This window comes from Polyangium fumosum (assembly GCF_005144585.1).
Taxonomy (GTDB): Bacteria; Myxococcota_A; Polyangia; order Polyangiales; family Polyangiaceae; genus Polyangium; species Polyangium fumosum.
The window spans coordinates 13,979-39,804 of the sequence record NZ_SSMQ01000060.1; the positions used below are offsets into that span (position 1 = coordinate 13,979).

Below are 25,826 nucleotides of genomic sequence, written 5' to 3' on the forward strand. Positions count from 1 at the left end.
CAACCGCTCGATGTTCTAGCTCTTTTGTCCCGAGGGGGACGCCTCGCGTCCCCCTCTCGCCCGGGCAAAGCCCGGTCGATTCACCCCCCGAGGCGAGCTCGCTTCGCGATCTCGCAGAGCGCCGAACAGGTCGGCGCCCTAGGCCGCCCGCCCGCGGATCACGAAGCACGGCGCCGGCCGCGTCGAACGAGCCACCCGGCGAGGGTCGCGGCGACGAGCACGAGCGTGGCGAAGGCCACGACGAGGGGAACTTTGCCGCGAACCATGGGCCCTCGTTGCGTTTGACGCGCTGCGCGACCCGCGTCGAGGACGGCCGCGGTTTGCCGAGGGTCGAGGCGCCCGCCCGCGGGGACGAGCGCGCGGAGCGCGTCGCGCGCGGCCGTGTACGCCGCGGCGTCCGTGGGGAACGGCGTGGCTTCGTCGAGGTCGACCTCGTCGAGCGCGCGAGGAAGGAGGCGCGTGGTGATCACGTCGGCCTCGGCGGCAAACGCGCTCCGCGCGAGCGCCAGGTACCCCGCGTCCTGGATCCCGCGGCGCAAGAGCTTCAGCCGGATCGACGGGAAGACGCCGTCGAAGCCGGCCGTGTGGTGCGCGAAGCGTCCGGTCTGTTTGCCCGGGTAGACGAGGACGCCGTCGCCGAGCGCGCTGTCGCCGTCGTCGTTGTGGAAGGTCTCGGCGACGACGAAGGGATCGATCGGGCCGCGGCCGCCGCGGTTGCCGTCGTTCCAGAACGTCGTCTCCCACAGGAACCATCGTCCCGTGGGCCGCGTGGCCGCGATCCAGGCGTCCACGAGCAAGCTCGTGGCCGGCACGTCGAGCAGGAGCGGCCCCGAGTGCGGGAGCCTTCCGTTGTAGACCCACACGTCGCGGCCTCGCGCACGCGTGCCGAGCGCCGCGTCTTGCTGGAAGGTCTGCGAGGGCAAAAGGACGAGATCGACCTTCTGATGGCGTGGATCCTCGGCGCAGGCATGCGCCACGCGCACGCGCTTCTGCACGGGTGATCGCGCGAGGAGCGAGCGCCACGTGGGTCCACGCGGGCTCTCGCATTGCTCGTCGATCGCGTAGAGAAAGACGTCCTCGACCGCCTCCGGGATCTTCGGGACGAGCGCCTCGATCACGCGGAGCTTGTCGGGGTGCGGATCGCCGAGCGTCCCGTAGGCGCCGAGCGTGACCGCAGTCAACGGGACTCCTTCGCCTGGGCCCTCGTAGCCTTGTTCCTTGGTGTACCAAGCGCCCGTGAGCGCGGGCCGGAGGCGATCGAGGTCGGCCTCGCTGCGAATCGAGCCGAGCGCGTCGATGTGGTGCCGGTGGAGGAGCTGGAAGAGCTGCTTCTCCGCGGGTTCGAGGGCGCCGATGCGCTCGACGAGGTTCTTCGGGTCGTAGTAGGCGAGGAAGCTCGTGGCGCGGTAAGGGAGCTCGGCGCTCGCGACGTCGACGACCACGGGCAAACGCGAGAGGACGCCGCCCGCGTGCTTCACGACGATCTCCGTCGCGACGCGGCCGGGGGGCGTGCGCGTGGGGACTTCGAGATCGATCCAGATCGCGCCGCGGGATCGTGGTTGGATGCGCAGAGGGTAGGGGAGCCACGCGGGCGCGAGCTCCACGGGGACGAGCGCGTCAGGCACGGCGCCGAGCACGTCCTCGTCCGCAGGTCGTGACGAAGGGGTCCAGCCGAGCGACTCGCCCGCGTGCCTTTCGTTGCGGGATCGCGTGGTGATCTCGACGTAGGACTCGACGAAACGATCGACGCGGATCGGCGGGCGCGGCGGCGCGACGTCCACGGTGACGGCGTCGAGCGGCGTGTCGCCGGCTTCGATGAACACCTGGATCGCGATCACCTCGCCGCGGAGCGCCGCGAGCTCGATCGCGTGATCCCCTCCGCCGAGCGCATGTCCTCGTGAGACCGCTCGATCGAGATCGGGCCCCTCCTGCCGCACGCGCACGCCGTCGTCCACCACGACGACGCGTGGCCCACCGGCCGCCGCCGCCGTCGTGAGGAGCAGGAGCGCGAGGGCCGACGCGGCGCCCAGCGTGCTCCCGCGCTTCATGCGTACACCGCCCTCGCGCGCACGAGCGCCGCGAGCAGCGCCTCCGCGCTTCGATCCCAGCCGGGCGGCGCGGCGCGCGTGAGCTCGTCCTCGTCCCACGCGTGGCTCGTCGCTCGTTCGATCGCGGCGGCGAGCGCGGGCGCGTCGCGCGGCGGCACGAGCAGGCCCGTGCGCTCGTGCGCGACGACGTCGGGGATGCCGCCCACGCGTGTCGCGACGACGGGTCGACCCGCGGCGAGCGCTTCGAGCACGACGTTGGGCGTGCCCTCATGAAAGCTCGGGAGCACGAGCGCGTCGGACGCGGCGAGGAAACGCGCGACCTCCTCGGCAGGGCGCCCGCCGGCGACGAGGAGCGGCAAGCCCGCGTCGCGCTTCTCTTCCAGCGTCTTGCGGAGCGAGCCGTCGCCGACGAGCGCGATCGTGAACCGGCCCGGCGCGCGTGCTTCGAGCGATACGAGCGCGTCGCAGAGCTCGTGCAGGCCCTTCGCCGCTTCGAGCCTCCCGACGTAAACGAGCATCTTCGAGCGTGGATCGAGCCCGAGGGCCTCACGCGCCTCGTCGCGGCTCCGCGGCTGGAAGAGCGCGCGATCGACCCCGTTCGGGACGAGCGTCACGCGATCCCGCGGCGCGCCGAGCTCTTCGAGGGCGCCCAGCATCGGACGGCTCACGCCGATCACCACGCCCGCGCGGCGCAACGTCCCCTGCACGAGGGCGCGCACCGAAGGCCAGCGCGCGATCACGTTCACGTCGGTGCCGTGCGCCTTCACGGCGTACGGCAGGCCGAGCGCGCGGGCGAGGTGCTGCGCGGCCCACGCGTCGGGGAAGAGGAACGCGCCGAGCACGACGTCGAAGCGGCGGCGCAACGCGGCGAGGTGCGGGACGAGGCCCGCGAGGTAGAGCGGGCCGTTCACGCCGGAGAGCCACGGACCTGCGAGCGGCAGGTACGGCGCGCGTGGATGCACCACGGGCAGGCCGTCGATCGTGTCCTCCGCGGGCACGCGACAAAGCTTTCCGACCCGGGCGCGCTCCCCGAGCAGCGACGCGCCCGGCACCCACGGCACGACGCCGAGCACCTCGACCTCGGCGAGGCGCGCGAGCGCGGCGAGCTGCCTGCGCTGGAACGGACAGGACAGCGGCTCCACCCGATTCGGGAAGATCCGCGTCACGGCGAGGACACGCAGCCGCTCGCCTGCACCAGAGGGAAAATGGGTTGTCCCGAGCAACGCGGGAGAGCATTGCACGCGCATTCGCGTTCGCAATGCGCATGTTCGTGAACACGGATTCGCTGGATCCGCCCGCCCGGGGCACCCTGCAATCGGACTCGGATTTCGCCCGATTGAAAAAGAGCCACGACGTGGGATGCTGGCCGCGTCGTGGGGTGGGGGCCGGGCTCGGCTGGTGCGAGCTCTTTGCGCGGCGTTTCGGGGGGGGCTTGGGATGGATGATTGGGGACCCGAGTCGGGGCGCGGCGGGGTGATTCTTCGGACGCTCGCCGAGCGTCCTTTCTGTTCGATCGTGATTCCTTGTTACAACGAAGAGGAGCACATCGAGCGGGTCGTGCGGGCGGCTTCGGGGCAACGATATCCGTCCGAGTGCCTGGAGATCTTCGTCGTCGACGGTCGCTCCCTCGACCGGACCCCGGACATCGTGCGCGCGCTCATCGCCGAGGATCCACGCATCGTTTTGCTCGACAATCCCCAGCGCCTCCAGGCCGCGGCCCTGAACATCGGGATCAAGCGCTCCCGCGGGGACGTGATCATCCGCATGGACGCGCACGCCGATTACGATCCCGGCTACGTGGCCGCGTCCGTCGCGGCCCTCCGGCGCACGGGCGCGCTCAACGTGGGCGGCGCCATGCGGCCCCTGGGAAAAACCAGGTTTCAGAAAGCGCTCTGCGCGGCGCTCCAAAGCCCGCTCGGCGTGGGCGGATCGGCGTCCCGGGATCCCGAGCGCGAGGGATACGTGGAGAGCGTGTGGTGCGGCGCCTTCCGCCGCGAGGCCTTCGAACTCGCGGGCCTCTTCGACCCGGACGCGCGCACGAACGAGGACGCGGAGCTGAACCAGCGGATCCTTTCGCGCGGCGGCCGCATCTATCAGTCGCGCGACATCGTGGGGCATTATTATCCACGGTCGACGTTCGGCGGTTTGTTCCGGCAGTATTTCAATTATGGCGCGGGCCGCGCGCGGACGATCCTCCTGCGAGGGTTGCCGCCTTCGCCGAGGCCCCTGATCCCGTTCGCGACCTTTTCCACGTTCACCGTGCTCGTGGCGCTCGCGCTCCTTTATTCGCCGGCAGAGCCCGTTCTCCGCGCGGCCGTTGCCGTGTATACGCTGGCCATCGCCGTCGGGGCGGCGTGGGCCGCGTATCGCGTGGACCGGCGCCTGGTGTTCCTCGTGGCGGCGATGTTTCCCGTGATGCACTTCGCGCACGGGCTCGGCTTCGCGGTCGGGCTCGTGCGGTACGCGCAGGCGCCGCTGCGCGACGCGGAGCCGGAGCGGCTGCCGGCCCGCTGAAGCACCGGACGGCCCGAAAAGGAGGCGCATGCTGGGCTTTTTCCCCGCGGGAGGGCTCGCCGTCACCGACGCGACGGCGGCGGTCACGGTCGAGCAAAGCGCGGTCACGGGCATCACGCCGGGCGGCGGGTACGGAATCGCGCTGACGAGCGTGGACGGTGCTGCGAGGATCGTCTCCCGCGCGTCACGCGCGGGCTTTTTGCTGGATATTTCAGGGCGGTACGGGCGGGCGCTCGCGTCGACGCAGGGGGCCACGTCCCCGCAGGACATCGCGGGCACGGCCGTGACGCGGCTCGATGTCGTGACCTCGCCGCGCACGGCGTTTTCGATCTCCGCGGACGCGCTGCTCGCGTCGCGGCTCGGGCTGCGCGCCACGAATGATTTGACCGCGCGGGATCCCTTCCTCCAGGGGAGGGTCATTTACACGCTGGGGAGCCGCCTCGGGTTTTCCGCGAGCACGTCGCCGCGGTCGTATCTGCGTTTCGAGGCCGGATACACGCAAGCGGGCGCCGTCGCCGCCGATCACCCCGAGGCGGTGGGGCTCGATAGCCACGCGGTCCTCGGGAGCGCGTCGTTTTCGTGGCTCGCCGCCCGTCGTTTCCGCCTCGGTCCGATCGTGCGGGCGGGCTTCACCCATTTCGAGCACGCGCTGCTCGACGTGGACCTCACGCGCGGGCCCGCGGACATCACCACGGTCTCGGCCCTCGGATCCGCGACGTTCGAGATCTCGCGGCGCATCCGCGGCGGCGCGGCGCTCGGGCTGACGGTGGCGAGCCCGCCGTCGTTCCTGCAGGACGAGGCCTCCCGCGTGATCACGCCCGACGCGCGGATCGACGCGCGGGTTGCCGGGCGTGGATACGGGGTTGTCGGGACGTACAGCTTTTCGTATTCGTCGCTCGGTCCGCGGATCGGGTTCGGGGCGCAACATGCGGCGGGGCTCGAAATGTGGAGCCGGCCGCGGGGGGGACGGGAGTTCCGGAGCGTGATCGCGCGCGGGATCCTGCGCTTCCGTCACGGCGAAGCGCCCCTCGCGACGCAGCCGCGGCTCGGGTTGCCGGAAGGGACGCCGCAGCCCGAGGGAAAGTTCGTGACGACGGCGGTGGCCGCGGGCGGTTCGCTCGGAATGCCGCTGACGCTGGGGATTCTGGTAACGGGCGGGGTCGATCTGGAGCTGATTTCGACGCGTTTCGACCCGGACCCGACGGGCGCGTCGGCGCCGACGTTCCGGACGATGGTGACGGTGGCGATTTCGGCGATCGCCTCGACGGATCCGATGCGGCGGGTGCCGAGGGATCCGGATCTGCAGGACCAGGACGCGCGGCCGGGGGTGCTCGACGAGGAGGCGGCGCGCAGGGCGGGGGGAGCGGCGGGGCGGAAGGAGACGACGGAGGGGGACGAGGACGAGGACGCGTTCTACGAGGAGTGATGGGATATGTGGGTTGGCTTGCGCAACTGGGGGGATCGAGGCCTCGATCGAGCCGGTTGTGTGAGGCGCCGGGTGCGATCGAGGTGTCGAGGGGACCGAGCGCCTGAGGCGGAAGGGGCGATCGAGGTGTCGAGCGACCCGGTTGCGTGAGGCGTCGGGGGGGATTGAGGTCGGCATCGACCCGGTTGCGTGGGGCACGAGGGGCGATCGAGACGTCGGGGGACCCGGTTGCGCGAGGCGCAGGGGGCGATCCAGGCGGGGATCGCATCCGGTGCGCGTGTTCCTACCTCAACCCCACGCGTTCCTTCGGTGAACCGCAGGGGCTCCTGCGTCAACACATAGACGCCTCGTGCGTTCGCACGCAGGGGACCCTCTGCGACATGTGGTACATTGTGTCCTAGCTTCAAGTACTTTCACGCTGTCCCAGGCTACTTGTACGGACGCCAGCAACGCTGGTAGGTTCGAGCCTCTCCATGCCTGTCTCTCTGGAACACGAGCGAGCAACGCTTCGTGACGTACATGCGGACAGGTGGACGCGCCCAGGAGCCTGGCCTCGATGAGCACCACGAACGGCACGACCGAGCCCGCAGCAACCAAAGACGCCCCTTCGAGCACGGACGCGGATGATCCGATCCCGGCCGCGGCCGAGAGGCTTGCCAAGCGGCTGCGCCCCGTGATCCACCCTGGCATCCAGGCCCTCGGAAAGAAAACCTTGGCGAGTTTTACCTGGGAGCGTCAGGGAAAGCGCCAATCTACCGCCGTTGTCCTCAAGGAGGTGAAGGACCAGCGTGCGGGGGCCTCGAACGTGATTTTCACCCTGGCTTGGCAGCCCAAGGGTGGCAAAGAAGTCGAGATTCAGGTCAACGCCACGATTACCATTCAGATTCAGCGGGGCAGGACGGCGTTGCTGCTCCAGATCCGGATCTATGACGGCACTCGCACGGTCAATCTGGGTCGAGGCGAGAGTATCCAGAAGTGGGAAGCTGGAGAGAAGAACGTCGTCGTATTTCCTTATCCGAGTTCTGCGATCGGCGTCGAACGTGCTGGTCAAGTTTGGTTCCCGAAGGACCCGTCGAGTCCCGTCGTGACTCGTGAACTCGGCTTCGAAGGCAAGGCGACATATGGGGATCTGGCGCCCTACTGGCCTCAGTTCAGCGAAAAGGGGTGGCTCGTGGAGCTGCCTCCGTTGCCTGCTCCACTGGGAGAGGCAATGTCCAAGGAGGTTCCGGAGAGCTGGGGCAAGACGGTATTGGCATTCGCCATATGGGCCATGCTGGTGCAGCCCTTCCAGCAATCCGAGTCGGGGGACGCAGAGGCCACGGTCGATCCCACGGCGTACGGCCTGCCGCCGGTGGCGAGCTACTGGCCGCAGCGCGCGGTCAACCTCGATCCGAACCGCGTCTATGCCGAGCTCTCGAAGACGTTGCTCTTGCCCTGGCATCTCGTTGCGGCCGCCTGCGCGTCGCTCAATGCTGGCAAACACGTGATCTTCACCGGGCCGCCGGGGTGCGGCAAATCGAAGCTGGCGATCGCGCTCGCGCAGATGGTCCGCAACGCCGAGCCGGTCATCGCGACCGCGTCGCCTGCCTGGACGGCCGGCGATCTCGTGGGTCGTTACCTGCCGCGCCGTGATGGCAAGGGCCTTGAATTCAAGCCTGGTTTCTTCCTGCGCGCCGTCGAGTCGAACCGCTGCCTCGTGATCGACGAGTTCAACCGAGCGAACATCGATCAATGCTTCGGTGAATTGTTCGCCGTGTTCGCGGGTGATCCCGTGGAACTGCCGTTCGAGCAGGCCCTCGAGGATACCGCGGGCCAGGCTGCGGCGCTTCCCGTGACGAAAGCCGTCGACGGATCGGTCGCGGCGGACGGCGCAGGCGCCACCGGCGATGCGGACGGGACCACCCTACCGGCACCCAAAGAGCCACGACACGCGACGGTCCGCATTCTCCCCACCACGTATACGCGACGGCACAGCGCTCGGCCCGAGGAGGAAGGAGTTGCTTATCGCGATTACAAGGTGAGCCCCGAGTTCCGCCTGGTCGGCACGATGAACGACGCGGATCGCGCGCAGCTTCATCAGCTCTCGTTCGCGTTGCTCCGGCGATTCGATATCCTGCGGGTCGAGGCGCCGGCCCCGGAGAAGGTCAAGGAGTTCATCGGAGAGCGGATCGTGAAGATCTCCGACACGATGGACAAGGCCGCCTACCAGTTCGAGGGGCAGGGGACGAAGGAGCTCTTGCAGCGCCTGCGTGCCGAGTATCTCGAACCGCTCTTCAGCAACGTCGCGCCGAAGAACGGCGGCGCACAGCCCTTCGTCGACCTCGTGGCGGAGCGAGCCATCGGTCTCGCGACGGTGGAGGATATCCTGCGGTTTTTGGCCGAAGGGCTGCGAAGCCCGAACGAGGGCGAACGCGTGTCCTCGGGCGGGGTCAAGGAGCCGGGGCTCGCCGCGGGCGCGTCGTATCTGGCGATGGGGCTCGTGCTCAGCGTGTTCCCGCAGCTCGACGCGCTCGACACGGTCCGTCGCTGGGCTGCCATCGAGCACATCCTCGCCGTCTTCCACCGGGAAGGCAAAGGGGCGCCTTTCGTGCACATCGAGGGGAAACGGGACGACAAGACGGGGAAAGTGTCCTATCAGCTCGTCAAACCGTCCGCACGCTCCTTCCGACCCAAAGACATCAACAAGGACAATGAGATCTCCATCCCCGAGTACCTCATCGGGGAGTTGTCGCTGCAATACCAAGACATCGGTGACGACCGATGGGAAAGCCTGGTCCGTCCCCCAGCGGGCGCATGACCCATGAAGCGTACCGCTCTCGCCTCGATCGCTCCGCCGGTGGCCGCGGCTCCTCCCGGGAGTCGCGCTGCGTCGCGGCCTGACCTCGATCTCTTCGTCGATCAAGTGGGCTGGCTCGGCGCGCATCTCCGCGATCGGAGCCGGCTCAGCGTGATGAGCTGGATCGGGCGGGCCTTGCGCCCCGAGGTCTGCGACGAATTGCGCTCGTTTTTTCGGGTGGATCATCAGATCCACATCCAGGCAGAACGCGAGCTGCTCGCGCTCCTCCGCCGGCCCTGGCAAAAGCAGGCCCCTCGATATTCGAGGTTGGACATGCCGGAGCGCAATGTGGATTGGACGCGTACGCACGTCGAGGAGCTCACGTCGCCTCCGTCCCGCTTCTGGGCGCGGGATGTCGTCCCCATGCTCGATGCTGGGCTCCTCGGCGGGTTGTGCTCGCTCGGGAGGACCATGCTCGACCTGGGCACGCTGGGGCCCCTCAGCGAGGAGCGGCGGGCCGTACGGGAGGCCTTGCGGGACGCGATGGCGCAAGTCGCCCGGACCATCGGGCGTCGCCATGGGGCCTATACGCATCTGCATGAACAACGACTCCTACGCATGGATAGGGAGACGCGTTCGAGCGCGCAGGCGCTCCGAGCCTATCTCGCGTTCTGGCAAGATCGGTTCGGCGCGGAAGGCGACACGGAGCGTTTGCGCGCGTTCGCGAAGGAGATCGAGGAGGCCGACCTGCGTTGCCAGAGGCGGACGCTGGATAGCCTCCTCGAATTGTCGGTCTCGATAGCCATTGCGCGCGCGGCCCAGGAGACGCAGGACACGGTCGACTTGCCCGAGGGGGTGCGGTGGGAGCTCGAGGATGTCGACGAGCGAGATGAGCGCAACGTCCCACGGATCCTGCTTCGTGCCGGCGCGCTGTCTTGCACGATCTCGAAGAATGCCCCGAAAGGGGATGCTCTCGTGCCCTTGCTCGCGGACATGGGCATCGAGGCGCGGGGGAATCAGCCTGATATCGTGCTGACGTTCGCGCAGAAACACGCGGACGGGCACGAGGACCGGCTCGTCGTGCTCGCGGACGCCAAGCGCAATGCCGAGCACGACGGGAGGGGATATCTGGCGACGTCCGTCGAGACGGCAGCGGTGTACGCCGTCTCGTTTGGCCACCTCATGGGCGTGCGGTTTCATCCGGACGGGCACGGGCGAATCGATGGGGATGTCCTTCCGGCCGTGTCGCTGTTCTGTCGTCAGGGCGTGAAGAAGGTCGCCGGCGCTGGGCCTCGACAAGAAGACATCGTCGCGCGGCTCCGGGCGCCCCAACGGTTGCCCGCGGTCATGGCCCTCGATTTCCAGCATTTCTTCGGGGGCGAAGGGGGAACGAGGTGGTCCCCCGCCATCGTCGGCGCTTGGTTCGGGCGGATTGCGCGCGAGGCGTCGGCGGCGTTCCGGCACAGGGCGGCAGAACATCGTTCGCAAAGCGGCGGAGGACAGGAGCGCGGGAGCCAAGCCGCCCGAACCGCGCCCGCCGGGCGCCGTGAGCGGGTACGGCGGGATGACGGAGGGGATGCCGCATAGCTGCCCGAGCGCTCCCCGTGCCTTCCGATCAGCGCGACCCAATCCGAAGAAGCACGACCTTCACCGTATCGAGCAGGATCGACAGATCGAACCAGACCGACAGCGTCTTGATGTAGAACAGGTCGTGCTGGAGCTTTTCGAGCTGGTCCTCGGTCGTCGCACCGTAATGGTAGCGGACCTGCGCGTAACCCGTCAGGCCCGGCTTGACGAAGAGGCGCTGCCGGAAGAACGGGATCGCCTTTTCGAGCTCCTCGGTGAAGCTCGGCCGCTCGGGCCGCGGGCCGACGAGGCTCATGTCGCCGGTGAGCACGTTCCAGAGCTGCGGCAGCTCGTCGAGACGGGTCTTGCGAATGACGCGGCCGACGCGCGTCACGCGCGGATCGTCCTCCGACGCCCAGCGCGCCTTTCCATCGGCCTCCGCGTCCGTGCGCATCGACCGGAACTTGTAAATGGTGAAGGGCCGGCCGAACACGCCGCTCCGTACCTGCGAATAAAGGACCGGGCCCGCCGAATCGAGCCGGATCGCGAGCGCCGTGAGGAGCATCAGCGGCGCCGCGAGCACGAGGCCCACCGAGGCGCAGACGACGTCGAGCAGGCGTTTTCCGAGGAGCGTCCGCTTCGCGACGTGGAAGCCGTGCGCAAAGACGAGCTGGCTCGGGCGCAATTCACGGACGAAGATTTTGCCCGTGATGCGCTCGTAAAACTCCACGCCTTCCTCGACCTCGACGCCCCGGAATTTGAGCTCCAGGAGGGCATCGATGGGCAATTTGCCCCGGCGATCCGCCGCGCAGACGATGATGTGCCGGATGCCGTGCCCCGTCGCGATGCGCGGCAATTCGTCGTAGGCGCCGAGCACGTCGGGGGCGGCGCGGCCCGGGTCGCCCTCCTGCACGAGGCGGCCGACGAAACGCATGCCGCCGGTGTCGTGGGTCCGCGCGCCGGTGATCACGGCGTCGGCGAGCGGCCCCGAGCCGAGGACCAGGGTCCGCTTGCAAAGGCGATCACTCGCCGCCGCCCGCGCGAGCCCCGTGCGAAAAAGGGGCAAGACGAGCGCGCCGGCCGTGAGCCCGAGCGCCACGGCGCCAAAGCGCTCGTCCGCGTCGACCGAAAAACCCTGGAAGAGGGCCCAGAGCAGGAGAGCCGAAATGGCGAGCGCGCGCGCGACTTTCCAGGCCAGGGTACGAAGGTCGCGAATGGGCGAAGGTCCGTAAAGGCCATGGTAATAGAGCGACGCCTGCGCCACGAGCGTGATCGCCGCAGCGTCGAGCACGCGGGCGAGCGTGACGACGCCGCGATGCCCCTCGATCGCCGCCGCACCCGCGCAGACGAGCGATACGAGCAGGCCAGCCTCGACGAACCATACAATGGCGCGGCGACGCGACCGAAATAGCTCGAGCATGTTGCCCCCCAGCAATGGAGGGCCCACACGCACCCGATCCTGCGCGGCGCACCCCCCCAAGCCCCTCCGTTGACGCTTGGGGGCGTCCCGCGGACACGCCGCGCGACCCCCCCAAACCTCTCGGTTGACGCTTGGGGGGGTCACGCGGACACGCCGCGCGACCCCCCCACCTCTCGGTTGACGCTTGGGGGGGTCACGCGGACACGCCGCGCGACCCCCCCAAACCCCCGTCGACGCTCGGGAACCACGTTCGGACACGCCGAACGACGCCCCCAAACCCCCGGATCCCCCCCGGGGGACCGGGGGAGCCCCGGCGATGCTGTGTGACAGTGCTTACGTTAGCTCCCGGTCACGCGAGGTGCCAGGGGAGGGGGGATGTCACTCGGCGACGCCGTTCGTCCCGTCGTGACTCGCGCCGTTCGTGTCGTTCGTGCCATCCGTGCCGGTCGTCTCGAGCGGCGGGGGCGGGACCGTGCCTTCCTCGGCCTCGGCAAAGGCCTCGATCGCCACGACACGTTCGTCGCCGTCGACGTTCATGAGGCGCACGCCCTGGGCGTTGCGGCCGGTCTCGCGGATCTCGCTGGCCTTGGTGCGGAGCGTCTGGCCGCGGTCCGTCACGAGCATGATCTGATCCGCCGGCGACACCATGGCGACGCCGATGACCGGACCGTTGCGCTCGCTCGCGTCGATGAGGATGACGCCCTTGCCGCCGCGGCTCTGGAGGCGGAACTCGTCGAGCGGGGTGCGCTTGCCATAGCCGCGCTCGCAGACCGCGAGGACCCGATCCCGCCCGCCGTCCGTGACGCAGAGGCCGACGACGAAGTCGCCCTCGTTGAGCTCGACGCCCTTCACGCCCATGGTGGCGCGGCCCGTGGGGCGGACCTCCTCCTCGGCGAAGCGGATCGACATGCCCTTGTGCGTGGCGATGAGGAACTCGCGCGAGCCATCGGTGATGGCCGCGGAGAGGAGCTGATCGTCCTCCTCGATGCGCACGCCGATGATGCCCTTGTCGCGGAAGTTCTCGTACTCCTCGAGCGCGGTCTTCTTGATCTGGCCGCGTCGCGTGAGCGTGACGACGAACCAGCCGGTCTCGATGCGCGCCACCGGGGTGATGGCGGCGATCTTCTCGCCCTGCTCCATCCCGACGAAGTTCACGATCGCCCGGCCCTTGGCGTTCCGCGCCGCGCTCGGGATCTCGTAGACCTTCTTGACGTAGACCTTGCCCTTGTCGCTGAAGAAGAAGACGTAGCTGTGCGTGGAGGCGACGAAGAGCTGGCTGACCCAGTCCTCGTCCCGCGCCTCCATGCCGACCATGCCCTTGCCGCCGCGGCGCTGGGCCCGGTACGTCGTGACGGGCGTGCGCTTGACGTACCCCAGGTGGGAGATGGTGACGACCATGTCCTCCTCCTGGATGAGGTCCTCGACCTGGATCTCGGCCTCGGTCGGGACGATCTCGGTGCGGCGCACGTCGTTGTAGCGGCTCTTGATGTCCTCGAGCTCGCCCACGATGACGTCCATCAGCTTGCCCTCGTCGGCGAGGATGCCGTTGAGGCGGGCGATCTCCTCGACGAGCTCGCCGTACTCGCGCGCGAGCTTCTCGCGCTCGAGGCCCGTGAGGCGCGAGAGGCGCATCTCGAGGATGGCCTTGGCCTGGCGCTCGGAGAGGAAGTAGTCGCCGCGGCCGTCGCCCTCGACGCACTCGGGCTCGGGGCGGCCCGCGCGGCGCAGGAAGTCGCCGAAGCCACGCAAGGGCAGCTTCTGCAAGCGATCCCGCGCCTCCTCGGGATCTTGCGAGGTGCGGATCGTGGAGACGATGATGTCGACGTCGGTCGTCGCCATGCCGAGGCCCTCGACGAGCTCGCGTTGCGCTTCGGCCTGGCGCAGCTCGTAGCGCGTGCGCCGCGTGACGACCTCGCGGCGATGCTCGACGAAGTGCGCGAGCGTCTCCTTGAGGCCGAGGACGGCCGGGCGGCCGTTGGCGATCGAGAGGTTGATGATGCCGAACGTCGATTGCAGGTCCGTGAGGCGGTAGAGCTGGTTCTGGACGACCTGGGGGAAGACGTCCTTCTTGAGCTCGATGACGACGCGCATGCCCTCGCGGTCGCTCTCGTCGCGGACCTCGGCGATGCCCTCGATGCGCTTTTCCTTGATGCACTCGGCGATCTTGGCGACGAGCTTGGCCTTGTTGACCTGGTAGGGGATCTCGGTGATCAAGATCTGCTCGCGATCACCCTTCAAGGTCTTCTCGACGCTGCAGCGGCCGCGCATGACGATGGTGCCGCGGCCCGTGCGGTAGGCCTGGTCGATGCCGCTCTTGCCGTAGATGAGGCCACCCGTGGGGAAATCGGGGCCCTTCACGTGTTGCATCAGGTCGTCGACCGTCGCGTCGGGGTTCCGGATGAGCAAGACCGTCGCGTCGATGATCTCGCCGAGGTTGTGCGGCGGGATGTTCGTCGCCATGCCGACGGCGATGCCGCCCGAGCCATTGACGAGGAGCTGGGGGAACTTCGCCGGCAGGACCGTGGGCTCGAGCTCGGAGTCGTCGTAGTTCGGGGCGAAATCGACGGTCTCTTTTTCGATGTCGGTGAGCAGATCCGTCGCGATGCGGGCGAGGCGCGACTCCGTGTAGCGCATGGCCGCGGCCGAATCGCCGTCGATGGAGCCGAAGTTGCCCTGTCCGTCGATGAGCGGGTAGCGGAGGCTGAAGGGCTGCGCCATGCGGACGAGCGCGTCGTACACGGCCGTATCCCCGTGCGGGTGATACTTGCCGAGGACGTCGCCGACGACACGCGCGCATTTCTTGTGCGACCCGCTCGGGCCGATCTTCTGCTCGTGCATCGAGTAGAGGATCCGGCGGTGCACCGGCTTGAGCCCGTCGCGCACGTCGGGGATGGCGCGACCGATGATCACGCTCATCGCGTAATCGAGGTAGCTGTTCCTCAGCTCGTCCTGGATGCTGACGGGGATCTTCTGCTGGATGTTCGAGGTATCTTCCATACCGCCGCTCGGGCCTGGGCCTGACGCGCGAGGAGGCTTGAAAAAAGCCTCGTCCACGCCGGCCGGAGGACGCTCTCAGGTAGTATACGACCCGTGAACCTGCAATCAGGTTCGAGGGTTTTGTACGCAGGTTCGGGTGCGTCGCGGCGCTGGGTCGGCCGCTCCGTCTGGGCCGTCCTCGGGGAGGCTCAAGGCACGAGCGTGCAAGTGGCCGTGCTGACCGCGCCGGGGGCGATTTCAGCGAGGCAGGAGGCGGTCACGACGGGCGCGCCCGCGGCGTCGCGGCCGACGAGCTTGATCTTCGGATACGCGGCGGGCTCGATCGGCGCGAAGCGGACAGGCTTGTCGCAAGCGACGCCGTCGGCTTCGAGGGGGCTCGGCGCGCCGAGCAGGGCGTCGTACGTCGCGACGTTCTCTTTCGCGCACGAGGTGCCCGCGGCCGCGAGGACGTCCGCGAGGGAGAGGTCGAGCGCGCCGTCCTTGCTCAGCGGATCGCAGAGCGCATGGACCACGAGGCCGTCCACGGCGATCGCCGTGCAGGAAGCGCCCCACGTGACGGGTCCGCCCGTCTCGGCGCGCGCCTCGATGCGGAACGTGTAGGTCGCGCCGGCCTTGATGTTCTGCGTGTACGGGGCGGGCGCGGGGTTATTGCAGGGGAGGTTCACGAGCGGGGGCAAGGCCGGATCGGTCGGGCGCACGTCGAAGCTCGCGACCTGCCCGGTGATCACGGGGTTGCCCTGCGGATCGACCGAGCTCTTTTTGCAGGCGAGCTCGAGGCCGGGGATGGTGCTCGTGCCAGCGAGCGTGGCGCGCGGGTTGATGAGCACGCCGGTCTTGGTCGAGAGCGGGGCGAGCTCTTCACACGTCTCCGGCGTGGAGCGGACGTTCTCTTGCGCGGTGATGTCCTTGCAGTAGGTCGACCAGAGCGGCGCGACGGTGCCCGCGGCAGGCGCGGCGCGGCGGACCATGCTGCGGCTGCCCGAGGAGGTGCCGCCGACGGGCGTGAGCTCGGCGGCGGGGACGTCGTAGCCGTCGATCTGGAGGCGGTAGACGTGGCCGACGAGGATCTGCCGGAAGATGACGCTCGCCGTGCAGGTGACGGGCGGCGACGAGGGGAGCGGGAAGGGCGCGGACGCGTCGGTGACGTCGAGGACGGTGGCCACGTAGCTCTGCATGGCGCCGGTCGCGGCGGAGCAAGGCACGTCGCCGAGGAAGAGGCTCGGCTCGACGAGGAGGCTGGTCGGCACGGTCGTCGTGGTGTCGAGATCGAGATCGGTGTCGGACGTCTCGTCGCACGCCGTGCTCGCGAGGGCGAGGGCGACGAGCGGCACGAGCGCGAGGGTCCGGCGGCGCATGGGGCCGGCGTAGCCGATGGCCCGGCTCGATGCCAGGCAAAACACACGCGCTCTCGCGCGCGCCCCGGGCGTGCGCGGCGGCGTTCGGGGTGCGGTGGACGGCCCGCCCCAATCGTGATCTTCTCGATCGCGGGCCTGCGTAGGGATTTTGGGCGCGGCGTCCTGTCCTTCAGGAGGAGTGATGGCGGTTCGGAGGCGCGCGACGAGAGGGCTCTTCGTCGTACTTTCGTGGGCGGCCGGTTGCCAGCTCGTGTCCGGGATCCCGGACGAGCTCTCGCTCGGGGCAGGCAGCGGTGGCGCGGGCGGCGCGACGCCGATGATGTGCGTGCGCGACGAGGTCCCCGAGCCGCCCGCCGTGGACGACGCGGGCGGCGCCGAGGGGTTCGTCGTGGCGCTACGCACGATCGACATGGAAAAAGGCCTGAACGACGCGCTGCCCGGGCTGAACCTCGACGGGCTCTGCTCGTGCACCGAGGACAAGCGCGGCTGCGCGTCGGTCGATCCGTCGGACGACAAAGGGTATTGCGACGACGACAGGGGGCACGACGCCGCGAGTTACGCGCTCTTCGGCGCCCTCGCGTACATCCTCACCGTCGATGACATGTCGAGCTTCCTGCGCGGCCTGACCGAGTCCGGCCAGTGGAGCGTGCTGCTCCGCGTCCAAGGGTACAACGGCGCGAGCGAGGACGATCAGGTGGAGGTCGGCTGGTACGGGAGCCTGGGGCTCGCGGCGTCGCCGGAGTGGCAAGGCGCGGATGCGTGGTCGATAAGGCAGGAGTTCGTCGCGCCGATGCTGGAGGACCCCTACGCGCCGAGGTTCATCGACGGCACGGCGTACGTGACGGGCAACAAGCTCGTGGCACGGCTCCCCGAGGCGCCGCTGCCGATCGCGGACGGCACGTTCACATCCATGCACGCCGCGCTGTCGAACCTGGTGCTCATGGCGCGCATCGATCGGACCGCGAACGGTCTCTACCGGCTCCGCGAGGGCAAGATCGGCGCGAAGCTCCCCGTGTCGGAGCTCTTCCCCCTGCTCGCGAGCTTCCGCGACACGAAGGGAAATCCGCTCTGCAAGAACGCGCTGCTCTACCCGGCGACGCGGCAGATCACCTGCCGCGCGGCCGACGTGCTGCTGGCTGATACGACCGACAAGAACAAGCCCTGCGAGGCGCTCTCGTTCGCCATGGATTTCGAGGCGGATCCCGCCATGCTCGGGGCGGTGAAGCCCTCCCCGCTGCTGTCCGCCGGATGCCCGGCCGAGACCGATCCCGCGCTCGACGACTGCAGCGGCCTGTAAACGAGCGTGTGCTCAGCGCCCGGGCGTGGCGAGCGTCGCGGCGGCGATCGTCTTCCAGTCGATCCCCGCGGGCAAGCGGCCCTCGGCGCGCTCGGGCCTGCCGCCGCCGCGCCCGCCCGCCGCGGTCGCCGCGCGCTTCAAGAAGGCGCCGCAGTCGAAGTCGCTCGACGAGCCGCGGGCCGCGAGCACGATCGTGCCGCCCTCGGCCTCCCCGGCGAGCAGCGCGACGAGATCCCCCTCGGCCGTGATGCGCCCGGCGACCGCGCGCACGAGGTCGAGCGACGCATCGTCGAGGACGCCGATCACCACGCGTTCGCCCCGTTCCCGCGCGTCCTTCACGAGCGCGTCGGCGATCGCCGCGGCCACACGCCCCCGCACGCGCCCGAGCGCCTGACGCGCCTCGTCGAGCTCGCGGCGTAGTTTTTCGATGCCTGCAGGCACGTCCTCGGGGCCGCACGTGAGATCGCGGGCGAGCGCGCGCACGACGTCCGCTTCGCGCGAGAGCTTCGTCCGCGCCCGCACGCCCGCCGAGAACGTGACGCGCATCTTGCCCTTGTACCGTTCGAGCCCGTCGATGCGGACGAAGCCGACCTGCGCGGTGTTCGTGCAGTGCGTGCCCCCGCAAGGCGAGACGTCGAAGTCGCCGATCACGACGACGCGCACGTTGTCGTGCACCTTGGGTTGCCTGCGCAGCGGGAGCGCGCGGAGCTCGTCCTCCGAGGGGAAAAACGCGCGGATCGGCGCGTCGTCGTCGATGACGGCGTTGACGAGGGCCTCGGCCTCGGCCGCGGCGCGCTCGTCGAGGGCGGCGACGTCGAGGTCGATCGTGCACGCGCTCTCGCCGAGGCGCGAGGAGACGGTCTCGGCGCGGGCGACATCGGCGAGCGCGCGCGAGAGCATGTGCTGGCCCGTGTGCTGGGCCATGTGGACGAGGCGACGCGGCTTGTCGATCGTGCCTTGCACCTCGGCGCCGATCGCGGGCAGGGGCCCTTCGAGGACGTGGTGGATGCGGCCCTCGTCGTCGACCTGCACGTCGACGACGGCGGCCTCGTCGAGGCGGCCGCGATCGGCCATCTGCCCGCCGGACTCGGGGTAAAACGCGGTCCGATCGAGCCGCACGCTGGGGCGGCCGGCGTGGGTCTCGTGGGCGACGACGACGCCGCGGAACGAGAAGAGCTTCGGGTCGTCGTGGTAGAGCGGCGAAGAGCGAGGTGTGGCCAAGGCCGATGGGCTCCTACGGGCGTGACGCGGGCAGGACGTGATCCCGCAGGATGTCGGGCAGGAGCCGGAGCTGGCCACAATGCGCGTCGCCGTCCGAGCCCGCGTACCCGCGGAGGAAGAAGTGGTTCTGATCGTGGGCGCGCGAGAGGCCGAACGGATCCTGCGCAGGCGGCGTGGCCGGGACGTCGGCGCCGATCTCGCGCAGGAGGAAGGTGCCGGTTTCCAGCGTGGAGGCGTAGTCCGGCGTGGGGACGGCCGTGTGCGTGACGAAGAGCAGAGGTCCGCCGTTCGCCGCGGCGCGCGCGAAGGACGAGAAGGGCAAGAGCTCCGTGGGATCGGGCATCTTCCCGCCGGACGCGTAACTCGCGTAGAGCGAGTCGAGCAGGAGGACGGCGTCGACGTCGTCGCGACCTCGCGCGAGGATCCGCGCGATCGCACCGTAGCCCGCGCTCCACGACGACAGGACGATGCTGCGCGGGCGGGCCGCGGGGTTTTTCGTGGCGAGCGCGACCTCGCGGCTGATCGCCGAGAGCATCGCGTCGAAGGTGCCTTCGGACTCGAACGTGCTCTTGTAGCCGCTCGACAGCGTGCCCGTGTCGAGGCCGGCGATCACGAGGCCGAGGCCGAGGGGCGCGAGCTGCTTGCGCACGGGCTCGGTGCCGTGGAAGTGGACGAGCAGATCAAAGCCGCCGTCGGGCGGGACGGTGAGGCTCGAAGGGACGAGGATGCGGCCGAGCGGGAGCGGTCGCCAGCCGAGGTAGTCGCCGAAGCCGCTGTCCGGGAAGTCGCAGCCGCTGCGAGGCGCGGCCTCGGAGACCAGGGCCGCGGGCTTGCCGGGCGCGCCGTTCGGCAGCGGAGACATCGTGAGCGTGGGCGCGGAGGCCTCGGACGCATCCGTTGGGTTCGCGGCCGCGCCTTCGTCCTCGCTGCGCGCGGCGGAGCCGATCACCACGATGGCGGCGCAGAGGCCGACCACCGCGAGATCGCGGAGGGACGAGCGGGTCGTGCCCTTGCTCAGAAGCCGGGATCCGTGACTCTGGGTACCCACGTCGTGCTCGTCGGCGCCCCGGTGGGCTTTGCGGTCGCGGTCGTCGTGGCCGCAGGCTTTGTCGCGCCCGCGCCTTTCGTCGTGCCCGCGGGTTTGTCGTCGCGCTTGGTCGTGGCTTCGGGTTTCGTGTCGGCGGACGGAAGATCGTTGATGTCGAGGACCGTGCCTCCGCCCGTGTCGATCGGCTGCGGTGCCGCGGCGGTCTGCACGGCCACGGGCGTCGTGGCCTGCGTGGGGGCGGGCGGGCTCGGCGGCGTGGGCGCCACGTTTCCCGCGGCGTTTCCGGCGGCCGCGCGTGGCTCCATCGTCGTGCGTAGGAACATGAACGTGCCGGCGAGCGAGAGCGCGGTCACCGCGCCCAAGGCGACGAAGAGGCCCGCGCGGTTTTGACGGGGCGGCATCGACGGCAAGAGCGAGCCGGACATCGCTCCGTCCGCGTACGATTCGTACGAAGGCGGGAGGATCGAGGTCGAGGAGCTCCGCGGCATGCTCGTCGGGAAGCTCGTGAGCGCCGAGTTCATCCGCGTGATCGCGATGTCCGAGACCGCCTCGTGCACGTGCGGCTGCGCGGTGCCCGGCGACATCGCGATGCCCGCGGCGCGCTCGTCGGCGGCGCGCACGGCGTCACGGAGCGCGGCGCGGCGCTTCTGGCCCCGATCGCCCATCACGGAGCGCGTGAACGCGCCGATGTCGTCGTCGACCACCGAGGCCCCGGACAAGGCGAGGACACGCTCCAGGGCCGCGTCGAGCTCCAGCATCGTCTGGTAGCGCTCGTTCGGATCCTTCTTCAGGCACGTGAGGAGCACGCGCTCGAGCTCGACGGGGAAGCTCGGGTTTTTCATGCGCGGCGGCAGGAGCGGCCGCGAGATGATGTTCTTCATCGTGGCCATGTCGTTGTCGCCGAGGAACGGGTGCAGGCCCGTCGTGAGCCGGTAGAGCACGATGCCCATCGCGAAGACGTCGGTGCGCCGATCGACCTTCTGCCCGAGGGCCTGCTCGGGCGACATGTACGGGACTTTGCCCTTGAGCTGCCCCGCCGTGGTCTCGCCCCCCGCGCGGCCGAGCGCCTTCGCCACGCCGAAATCGACGAGCTTCACGATGCCGTCGTACGAGACGAGGATGTTCTGCGGCGAGACGTCGCGGTGCACCAGGTCGAGGCGCTGGTCCTGATCGTCGCGCAGCTCGTGCGCCGCGTGCAGGCCCGCGCAGGCCTGGCGGACGATGCGGAGCGCGATGCGCTGCGGCACGGGGACGTTGCTGCGCTTGGCGGTCTTCGTGAGGACGCTGAGCGCCTCGCCGTCGACCCACTCCATGACGATGTAGATCGTCTCGTCCTGCTCGCCGACGTCGAGGATCTCCGCGACGTTCGGGTGATGGATGCGCGCGGCGAGCGAGGCCTCGTCGAGGAACATCTGCTCGAACTGCGGGTCGTCCGAGATCGACGGCAGCATCGTCTTGATGGCGACCGTCTTCTGAAACCCGCGGGAGCCCTTCTGCCGCGCCGCCCAGACCGTGGCCATGCCTCCCTGTGCGATCGGCAGGAGCAGCTCGTAGCGCCCGAGCACCATCCCTGGGGAGAGCGTTTCATGTTGGGTCATCGGAAGGCCCGGCGAGCGCCGCGGAGACGGCGTCGATGCGCCATCCTAGCAGCCTGTGGACTTATCTGCTGCGCGCCCCGAATCGTCGGTCGACATCGCTCGAAATCCTTCAGGATTCCTCGCTCCGTCGCCCTAGCTTCGGGGCGCTCGCGACGATAAGTCCACAGGCTGCTAGCATCCAGGCCGCTTTCGTCGCCACGAACGCGTGAAATGGCCGTTCGAGGCGGTCCCGAAGATCCGGGCTTGCCGAGGGGAGTGTGCACCGGGCCTCGCAGGAGCGAGGCCCTCGGAGGTGCGAGGCGCGAGAGATCAGGAGCCGGGCGGAACGGCCATGCCGAAGAGAGCCTGGTAGATCTGGCTCAGCTTCTGGTGCGACTCCCCCGTGAGCATGTCCTTGCCGTAGGGGAGCGTGAAGGGCGTGACGCCGGCGGCCTTGGAGCAAGTGAACCACACCACGAGGTCGGTGTTCGGCTGGCCCGGACGAACGAACGAGACGCCCATGCCGGGCGCCGTCGTGCAATTGTTCGCGCCGGCCTGGAAGCTGTCCTCGTCGCCGAAGAGATCGAGGAGGTCGTTCTTCATGTCCTCGTTCGTGACGGGCGTCTGGGCCACGATCGCGAGGCCGTTCCACAGCGGCACCTGCGTCTGGACGGGCGCCGGCTGCGTCGTCTGGCCGCCCGGGAGGAGGCCCGGCGGGATGAGCCCCGGCGCGGCTTGGTTCAGGCCCTGGAGGAGCTGCTGCCCCGCAGCCTGCATCTCGGGCGGGATGGGCAGGCCCGGGATGCCCGGGAGCGCGCCGGGCGTCGCGACCGGCGCGGCGGCGGGCGGCGGCGGCGCGCTCAGGCGCAGCACGGTGATTTGCGCCTGGTCCATCTGATCGAAGGGCGCCGTGCGAGAGGCACAGCCCGCCGAGAGGGGGGCGACGAGGAGGGCAAGACCGAGAAAGGTGCGGAGACTCGAGTTCATCGTTTCTACCTCGCTTAGTACCACGGTTTGACGGACGGGGGGCAAGCCCAGTCGTCGGCAACGTGCTGAAACGTCGCGCGGCGCTCTCGACCTCGGACCGCGGCCGGCGTATGGTCTGCCGAGCGCTCACGGGCGCCCCGACGTGATGGAACCGGAAATCGAGCTGGAACGATTCGCCGCGCTTTGCGCGGAGGTCGAGGCAGGGACGCCCCTCGAGGAGGTTTTGCGCGTCGAGGCGCTCTCGGCCGAGGCCTGGGGCGTGAGCCGCAACGCCTGGATGGAGCGTATGTCGCGTGAGCCGGAGGCGACGCGGAACGCGCTGGAGGCACGGTACAAAGCAGCCTTCGATGCGCGCTCGCGGGCCATCGAGACGCGCAAGGCGCGTGCCGGAGGCAGCGAAGACGAGCCGACGCCGCCGCGCGCGCAATCGGTGCCGCTCGGGCTCATGGACACCGTGCCGATGTTGCCCACGGCCGATCCGGAGCAGCTCCTCGCGAGGCTCCGCGCGCGCAGAGCCGCCGCAGCGGCCGCAGCGGCCGAGGGCGTGACGCCGCCGCCGGTGACGGCGAGCGGCGCGCCTGCCGTGAAGGGTCCGCCGCCGCCGCCACGCGAGAGCGCGCCGGGCGCGATGTTGCCTCCGGAGGAGCACGCAGCGCCGATGCGGCCGCGCGTCGCGACGATCCCGGATCCGCTGCCCGCGCGGCAGACGTTGCCCGCGCAACCTGCGCCCTCGAGGCCCACGCTCCCGTTCCAGAGCGCGCCGCTCCCACCGCCGCCTCCGTCGCCCTCGTCGCCGGGCATGAAGGCCGTGGTGCTCCCGCCGCCCGTGCCGCCGCCGAAGCCGCTCGCCGCTGCGCCGCCGCCGCAACCATCACAGCCCGGGGGATACGGATACCCGCCGGCGCCAGGCACGCCGGCCGCGGCCGCGAGCACAGGGGCGCCGGTGTCGAGCACGTCCTACGCGTCGCAGCGCCCGACGCCCGTCCCGATGCCGCCGACGGTGCCGCAGCCGATGACGCTCGCGGGCTTCCCGGCGGTCGCCTCGGGCCCGCAGCTCAGCCTCGAGCGGTACGCGGCGTTCGCCGCGGAGATCGCGGTGAACCCCGTCGCGCTCGCCGAGATCCGCACGAAGTACGGGCTCACGGACACGGCACACACGACCGAGACCGAGGCCTGGCAGCGGCGCTTCGCGGCGGATCGCGAGACGTACGTGCGATACGCGACGCTGTACCAGCACTACCGCGACTGGTTCGCGGCGCGCGGCCCCCGCTGATCGCTCGGCCTTCCTGGCCTCGAGCCGCTCGCGACGCCTGTAGAACACCCTCCGAGAGGACGTTCCACAGGCTCTCCGAGCTTTCTTGGGATCGACCGCATCGCGGTCGATCCACGAGAGGTCCAGGGCTGTGCCCTGGTTCGGGTCCAGGGGCGAAGAGCCCCTGGTCGGGGCCGGGGTGAAACCCCGGCGAGGCGCTGTGAACCCCCCTCGGAGACGCGCAGCGAGCTTCTCAGCGCCCTGCGACCAATTGGCGGAGCAGCGCGCGGAGCTTCGGGAGGTCGAAGGGTTTTTCGAGCTGGGGGTTTCGGACCTCTTCGAGGAAGGCCCGCATGCGCGGCGTGAACGCGCCGCCCGTCACGAAGACGAGGCGCGCGGCGACGTCGGGCGCGCGCTCGCGCAGCGCCTCGTGGACGTCCACGCCCGTCACGTCGGGCATCATCAGATCGCAGAGGATCGCGTCGAACGTCGGATCCTTTTCGAGCAGCGCGAGCGCGTCGCGGCCGCTCGTCGAGACCACGACGTCGTGCTCGTCGGCGAGGAACATCTTGAGGGCATTCGCGAGCGGCGCCTCGTCGTCGATCACGAGCACGCGGCCGCGGCGTGGCTTCACGTCGGGGGGCTTCGGCTTCATGGCTGGCTTCTGCGCGTGGTTCGGCTCGTCGACGCGGAGCGCCCGCGCGCCGTCGAGAGGTTTGCCGGCGGAGGCGCCGGGGGGGAGCACGACACGAAAGATCGTCTCGCCGGGCCTCGAGGCGAGATCGATCGTGCCGCCGAGGCGCGTGACGATCCCCTGGCAGATCCAGAGCCCGAGGCCCGTGCCCACGCCCGCGGGCTTCGTCGTGAAGAAGGGGTCGAAGATCTGCGCCTTGACGTCGTCGGGGATGCCAGGGCCCGAGTCCATCACCTCCACGACCACGCGCCCCGCGTCGCCGACGTAGGTGCGCAGCCGGATCAGGTTCGCGGCCGCGTTCCCTTCGGGCAACGCCTGCGCCGCGTTGACGAGCAGGTTCACGAAGACCTGGCCGAGCCGCGCTTCGTTGGCGTCGACGAGTGGCACGTCGTCGTACTGCTTCACGAGCCGCGCGCGATGGCGGATCTCGCCGAAGACCATGTTGAGCGAGGCGTCGAGCACGCGGCGCACGTCGGTCGGCGCGATCTCGCCGTCGTCCGCGCGCGAGAACGTCCGCAGATCCCGCACGATGCTGCGCATGCGCTCGGCCGCCTCGCGCGCGCCGTCGATCGCCGCTTCGAGCTCCAGCACGCGCTGCGTGAGCTCGCCCGGCGTGAGATCCGCGGCGTGCTCGAGGACCTCGACGCGTTGCTTCAACGCGGGCAGCGCCTCGCCGGTCGCCACCGTGAGCTGCGTGAGCACGTAGGCGAGGGGGCTGTTGATCTCGTGCGCCACCCCGGCCGCGAGCGTGCCGACCGCGGCCATGCGCTCGGCTTGCACGAGGCGCGCTTGCATCTGCTTGCGCTCGGTCAGATCACGCGCGACGCCGAGGGTCGCCGGTGCGCCGTCGTAGTCGACGAGCAGGCTCACGACCTCGGCGTGGACGATGGATCCGTCGCGACGGAGCAGCCGGTATTCGTGCGGGGAGACCGACGTGCCGCGCTCGAGATCGGCGTGGTTTTGCTCGTGCGTGATGCGCTCGTCGGGATGAACGGAGTCCCGCGCGAGGCGCCCGATGAGCTCGCCGGCGCGCTCGTAGCCGAGGTACGTGATGAGCGCGGGGTTCGCATAGATCCACCGGCCTTGACGCACCACGCCGATGGCGTCGGGCGCGTGCTCGATGAGCGCACGGAACCGCGCCTCCGAGCGTTTCAGCGCCTCCTCGGCGGCCTGCCGCTCGGTCACGTTCTCGCGGAGCGCGGCGAGCGCGCGGTTTCGCTCCGTGAGATCCTCGACCACGCCCATGCCGCCGATGACCTCGCCGCTGGCGCTCCGGAGCGGGCAAAGGCGCATCGAGACCCACACGATGGCGTCGCTCGTGGTCGCCTGATAACGGCCCTCGTACGTGCTCGACGCGCCGGCGAGGGCACCCTCGATCGAGGGCAACACGGCGCGGTCGCGCAGCCCGTGCATGTCGAGGGACGCGAGCCGCTCGTTCGTCGTCTGGAGGAGCTGCGTGAAGCGCGCGTTCCACGTGGTGAGCCGGAGGTTCCGGTCGTACAGGAACACGCCGACGGGCGCCTGTTCGAAGAGCGTGCGGTAACGCTCCTCGGATTGTCGCAGGGCCTCGCTGGTATCGCTCATCCGTAGAACCCCGACGCGCGCGCCGTTCTCCCGCCTCCGAGCCTTCGTCCACGTGCCGTGGTCG

Annotated in this window: 16 protein-coding genes; 6 read left to right on the forward strand and 10 right to left on the reverse strand. The window is 69.8% G+C overall.

Annotated features, from left to right (window positions below; translation table 11 throughout):
- Window positions 1-158: 158 nt before the first annotated feature.
- Both E8A74_RS38905 and E8A74_RS38910 read right to left on the reverse strand, forming a co-directional pair.
- The gene (locus E8A74_RS38905) at window positions 159-2,048 is read right to left on the reverse strand and encodes a DUF4091 domain-containing protein (protein WP_136934166.1); all 1,890 of its coding nucleotides are present in this window, start codon (window positions 2,046-2,048) and stop codon (window positions 159-161) included.
- A complete protein-coding gene (locus E8A74_RS38910) occupies window positions 2,045-3,289 on the reverse strand; it encodes a glycosyltransferase family 4 protein (RefSeq protein WP_232379944.1) in 1,245 nt (414 codons plus the stop codon). The genes E8A74_RS38905 and E8A74_RS38910 overlap by 4 nt, the downstream gene beginning before the upstream one ends.
- Before the next feature lie 196 nt (window positions 3,290-3,485).
- Between E8A74_RS38910 and E8A74_RS38915 the strand changes: the two genes are divergently transcribed.
- The 4 genes from E8A74_RS38915 (at window position 3,486) to E8A74_RS38930 (ending at window position 10,351) form a co-directional block, all read left to right on the forward strand.
- Window positions 3,486-4,562, forward strand: coding sequence for a glycosyltransferase family 2 protein (locus E8A74_RS38915; protein WP_136934168.1), 1,077 nt, complete (start codon window positions 3,486-3,488; stop codon window positions 4,560-4,562).
- A 28-nt stretch (window positions 4,563-4,590) separates the two neighbouring features.
- Window positions 4,591-5,988, forward strand: coding sequence for a hypothetical protein (locus E8A74_RS38920; protein ID WP_136934169.1), 1,398 nt, complete (start codon window positions 4,591-4,593; stop codon window positions 5,986-5,988).
- Between the two features lie 556 nt (window positions 5,989-6,544).
- Window positions 6,545-8,785 carry an AAA family ATPase gene (locus E8A74_RS38925; RefSeq protein WP_136934170.1) on the forward strand — a complete coding sequence of 747 codons (2,241 nt, stop codon included), beginning with the start codon at window positions 6,545-6,547 and terminating at the stop codon, window positions 8,783-8,785.
- Window positions 8,786-8,788: 3 nt separating this feature from the next.
- On the forward strand, window positions 8,789-10,351 hold the full coding sequence (locus E8A74_RS38930; RefSeq protein WP_136934171.1) for a hypothetical protein: 1,563 nt from the start codon (window positions 8,789-8,791) through the stop codon (window positions 10,349-10,351).
- 28 nt (window positions 10,352-10,379) lie between these two features.
- On the opposite strand, the gene E8A74_RS38935 is transcribed toward E8A74_RS38930, so the two are convergent.
- The 3 genes from E8A74_RS38935 to E8A74_RS38945 all read right to left on the reverse strand — a co-directional run bounded on the left by E8A74_RS38935 (window position 10,380) and on the right by E8A74_RS38945 (window position 16,102).
- Entirely contained in the window at window positions 10,380-11,750 is a 1,371-nt protein-coding gene (locus E8A74_RS38935) for a TIGR03013 family XrtA/PEP-CTERM system glycosyltransferase (protein WP_136934172.1), read from the reverse strand.
- Between the two features lie 378 nt (window positions 11,751-12,128).
- A complete protein-coding gene (gyrA, locus tag E8A74_RS38940) occupies window positions 12,129-14,747 on the reverse strand; it encodes a DNA gyrase subunit A (RefSeq protein WP_136934173.1) in 2,619 nt (872 codons plus the stop codon).
- 188 nt (window positions 14,748-14,935) lie between these two features.
- Window positions 14,936-16,102 (reverse strand): hypothetical protein, encoded by a 1,167-nt coding sequence (locus tag E8A74_RS38945; protein ID WP_136934174.1) that lies wholly within the window; start codon window positions 16,100-16,102, stop codon window positions 14,936-14,938.
- A 181-nt stretch (window positions 16,103-16,283) separates the two neighbouring features.
- Here E8A74_RS38945 and E8A74_RS38950 point away from each other — a divergent pair, with 181 nt between their 5' ends.
- Window positions 16,284-17,399, forward strand: coding sequence for a hypothetical protein (locus E8A74_RS38950; protein ID WP_136934175.1), 1,116 nt, complete (start codon window positions 16,284-16,286; stop codon window positions 17,397-17,399).
- A 12-nt stretch (window positions 17,400-17,411) separates the two neighbouring features.
- On the opposite strand, the gene E8A74_RS38955 is transcribed toward E8A74_RS38950, so the two are convergent.
- The 4 genes from E8A74_RS38955 to E8A74_RS38970 form a co-directional block, all read right to left on the reverse strand.
- Window positions 17,412-18,620 (reverse strand): alanyl-tRNA editing protein, encoded by a 1,209-nt coding sequence (locus E8A74_RS38955; RefSeq protein ID WP_136934176.1) that lies wholly within the window; start codon window positions 18,618-18,620, stop codon window positions 17,412-17,414.
- Window positions 18,621-18,633: 13 nt separating this feature from the next.
- On the reverse strand, window positions 18,634-19,668 hold the full coding sequence (locus tag E8A74_RS38960) for a hypothetical protein (protein ID WP_232379945.1): 1,035 nt from the start codon (window positions 19,666-19,668) through the stop codon (window positions 18,634-18,636).
- Window positions 19,635-21,266, reverse strand: a complete 1,632-nt coding sequence (locus tag E8A74_RS38965; protein WP_136934177.1) for a serine/threonine-protein kinase — start codon at window positions 21,264-21,266, stop codon at window positions 19,635-19,637. The genes E8A74_RS38960 and E8A74_RS38965 overlap by 34 nt, the downstream gene beginning before the upstream one ends.
- 309 nt (window positions 21,267-21,575) lie before the next feature.
- Complete coding sequence (locus E8A74_RS38970) at window positions 21,576-22,232, reverse strand: hypothetical protein (RefSeq protein WP_136934178.1); 657 nt, start codon at window positions 22,230-22,232, stop codon at window positions 21,576-21,578.
- A gap of 142 nt (window positions 22,233-22,374) precedes the next feature.
- Between E8A74_RS38970 and E8A74_RS55705 the strand changes: the two genes are divergently transcribed.
- Window positions 22,375-23,505 (forward strand): hypothetical protein, encoded by a 1,131-nt coding sequence (locus tag E8A74_RS55705; protein WP_136934179.1) that lies wholly within the window; start codon window positions 22,375-22,377, stop codon window positions 23,503-23,505.
- A gap of 232 nt (window positions 23,506-23,737) precedes the next feature.
- Here E8A74_RS55705 and E8A74_RS38980 read toward each other — a convergent pair whose 3' ends face one another.
- Window positions 23,738-25,762 (reverse strand): PAS domain-containing hybrid sensor histidine kinase/response regulator, encoded by a 2,025-nt coding sequence (locus E8A74_RS38980; protein WP_136934180.1) that lies wholly within the window; start codon window positions 25,760-25,762, stop codon window positions 23,738-23,740.
- Window positions 25,763-25,826: the final 64 nt, after the last annotated feature.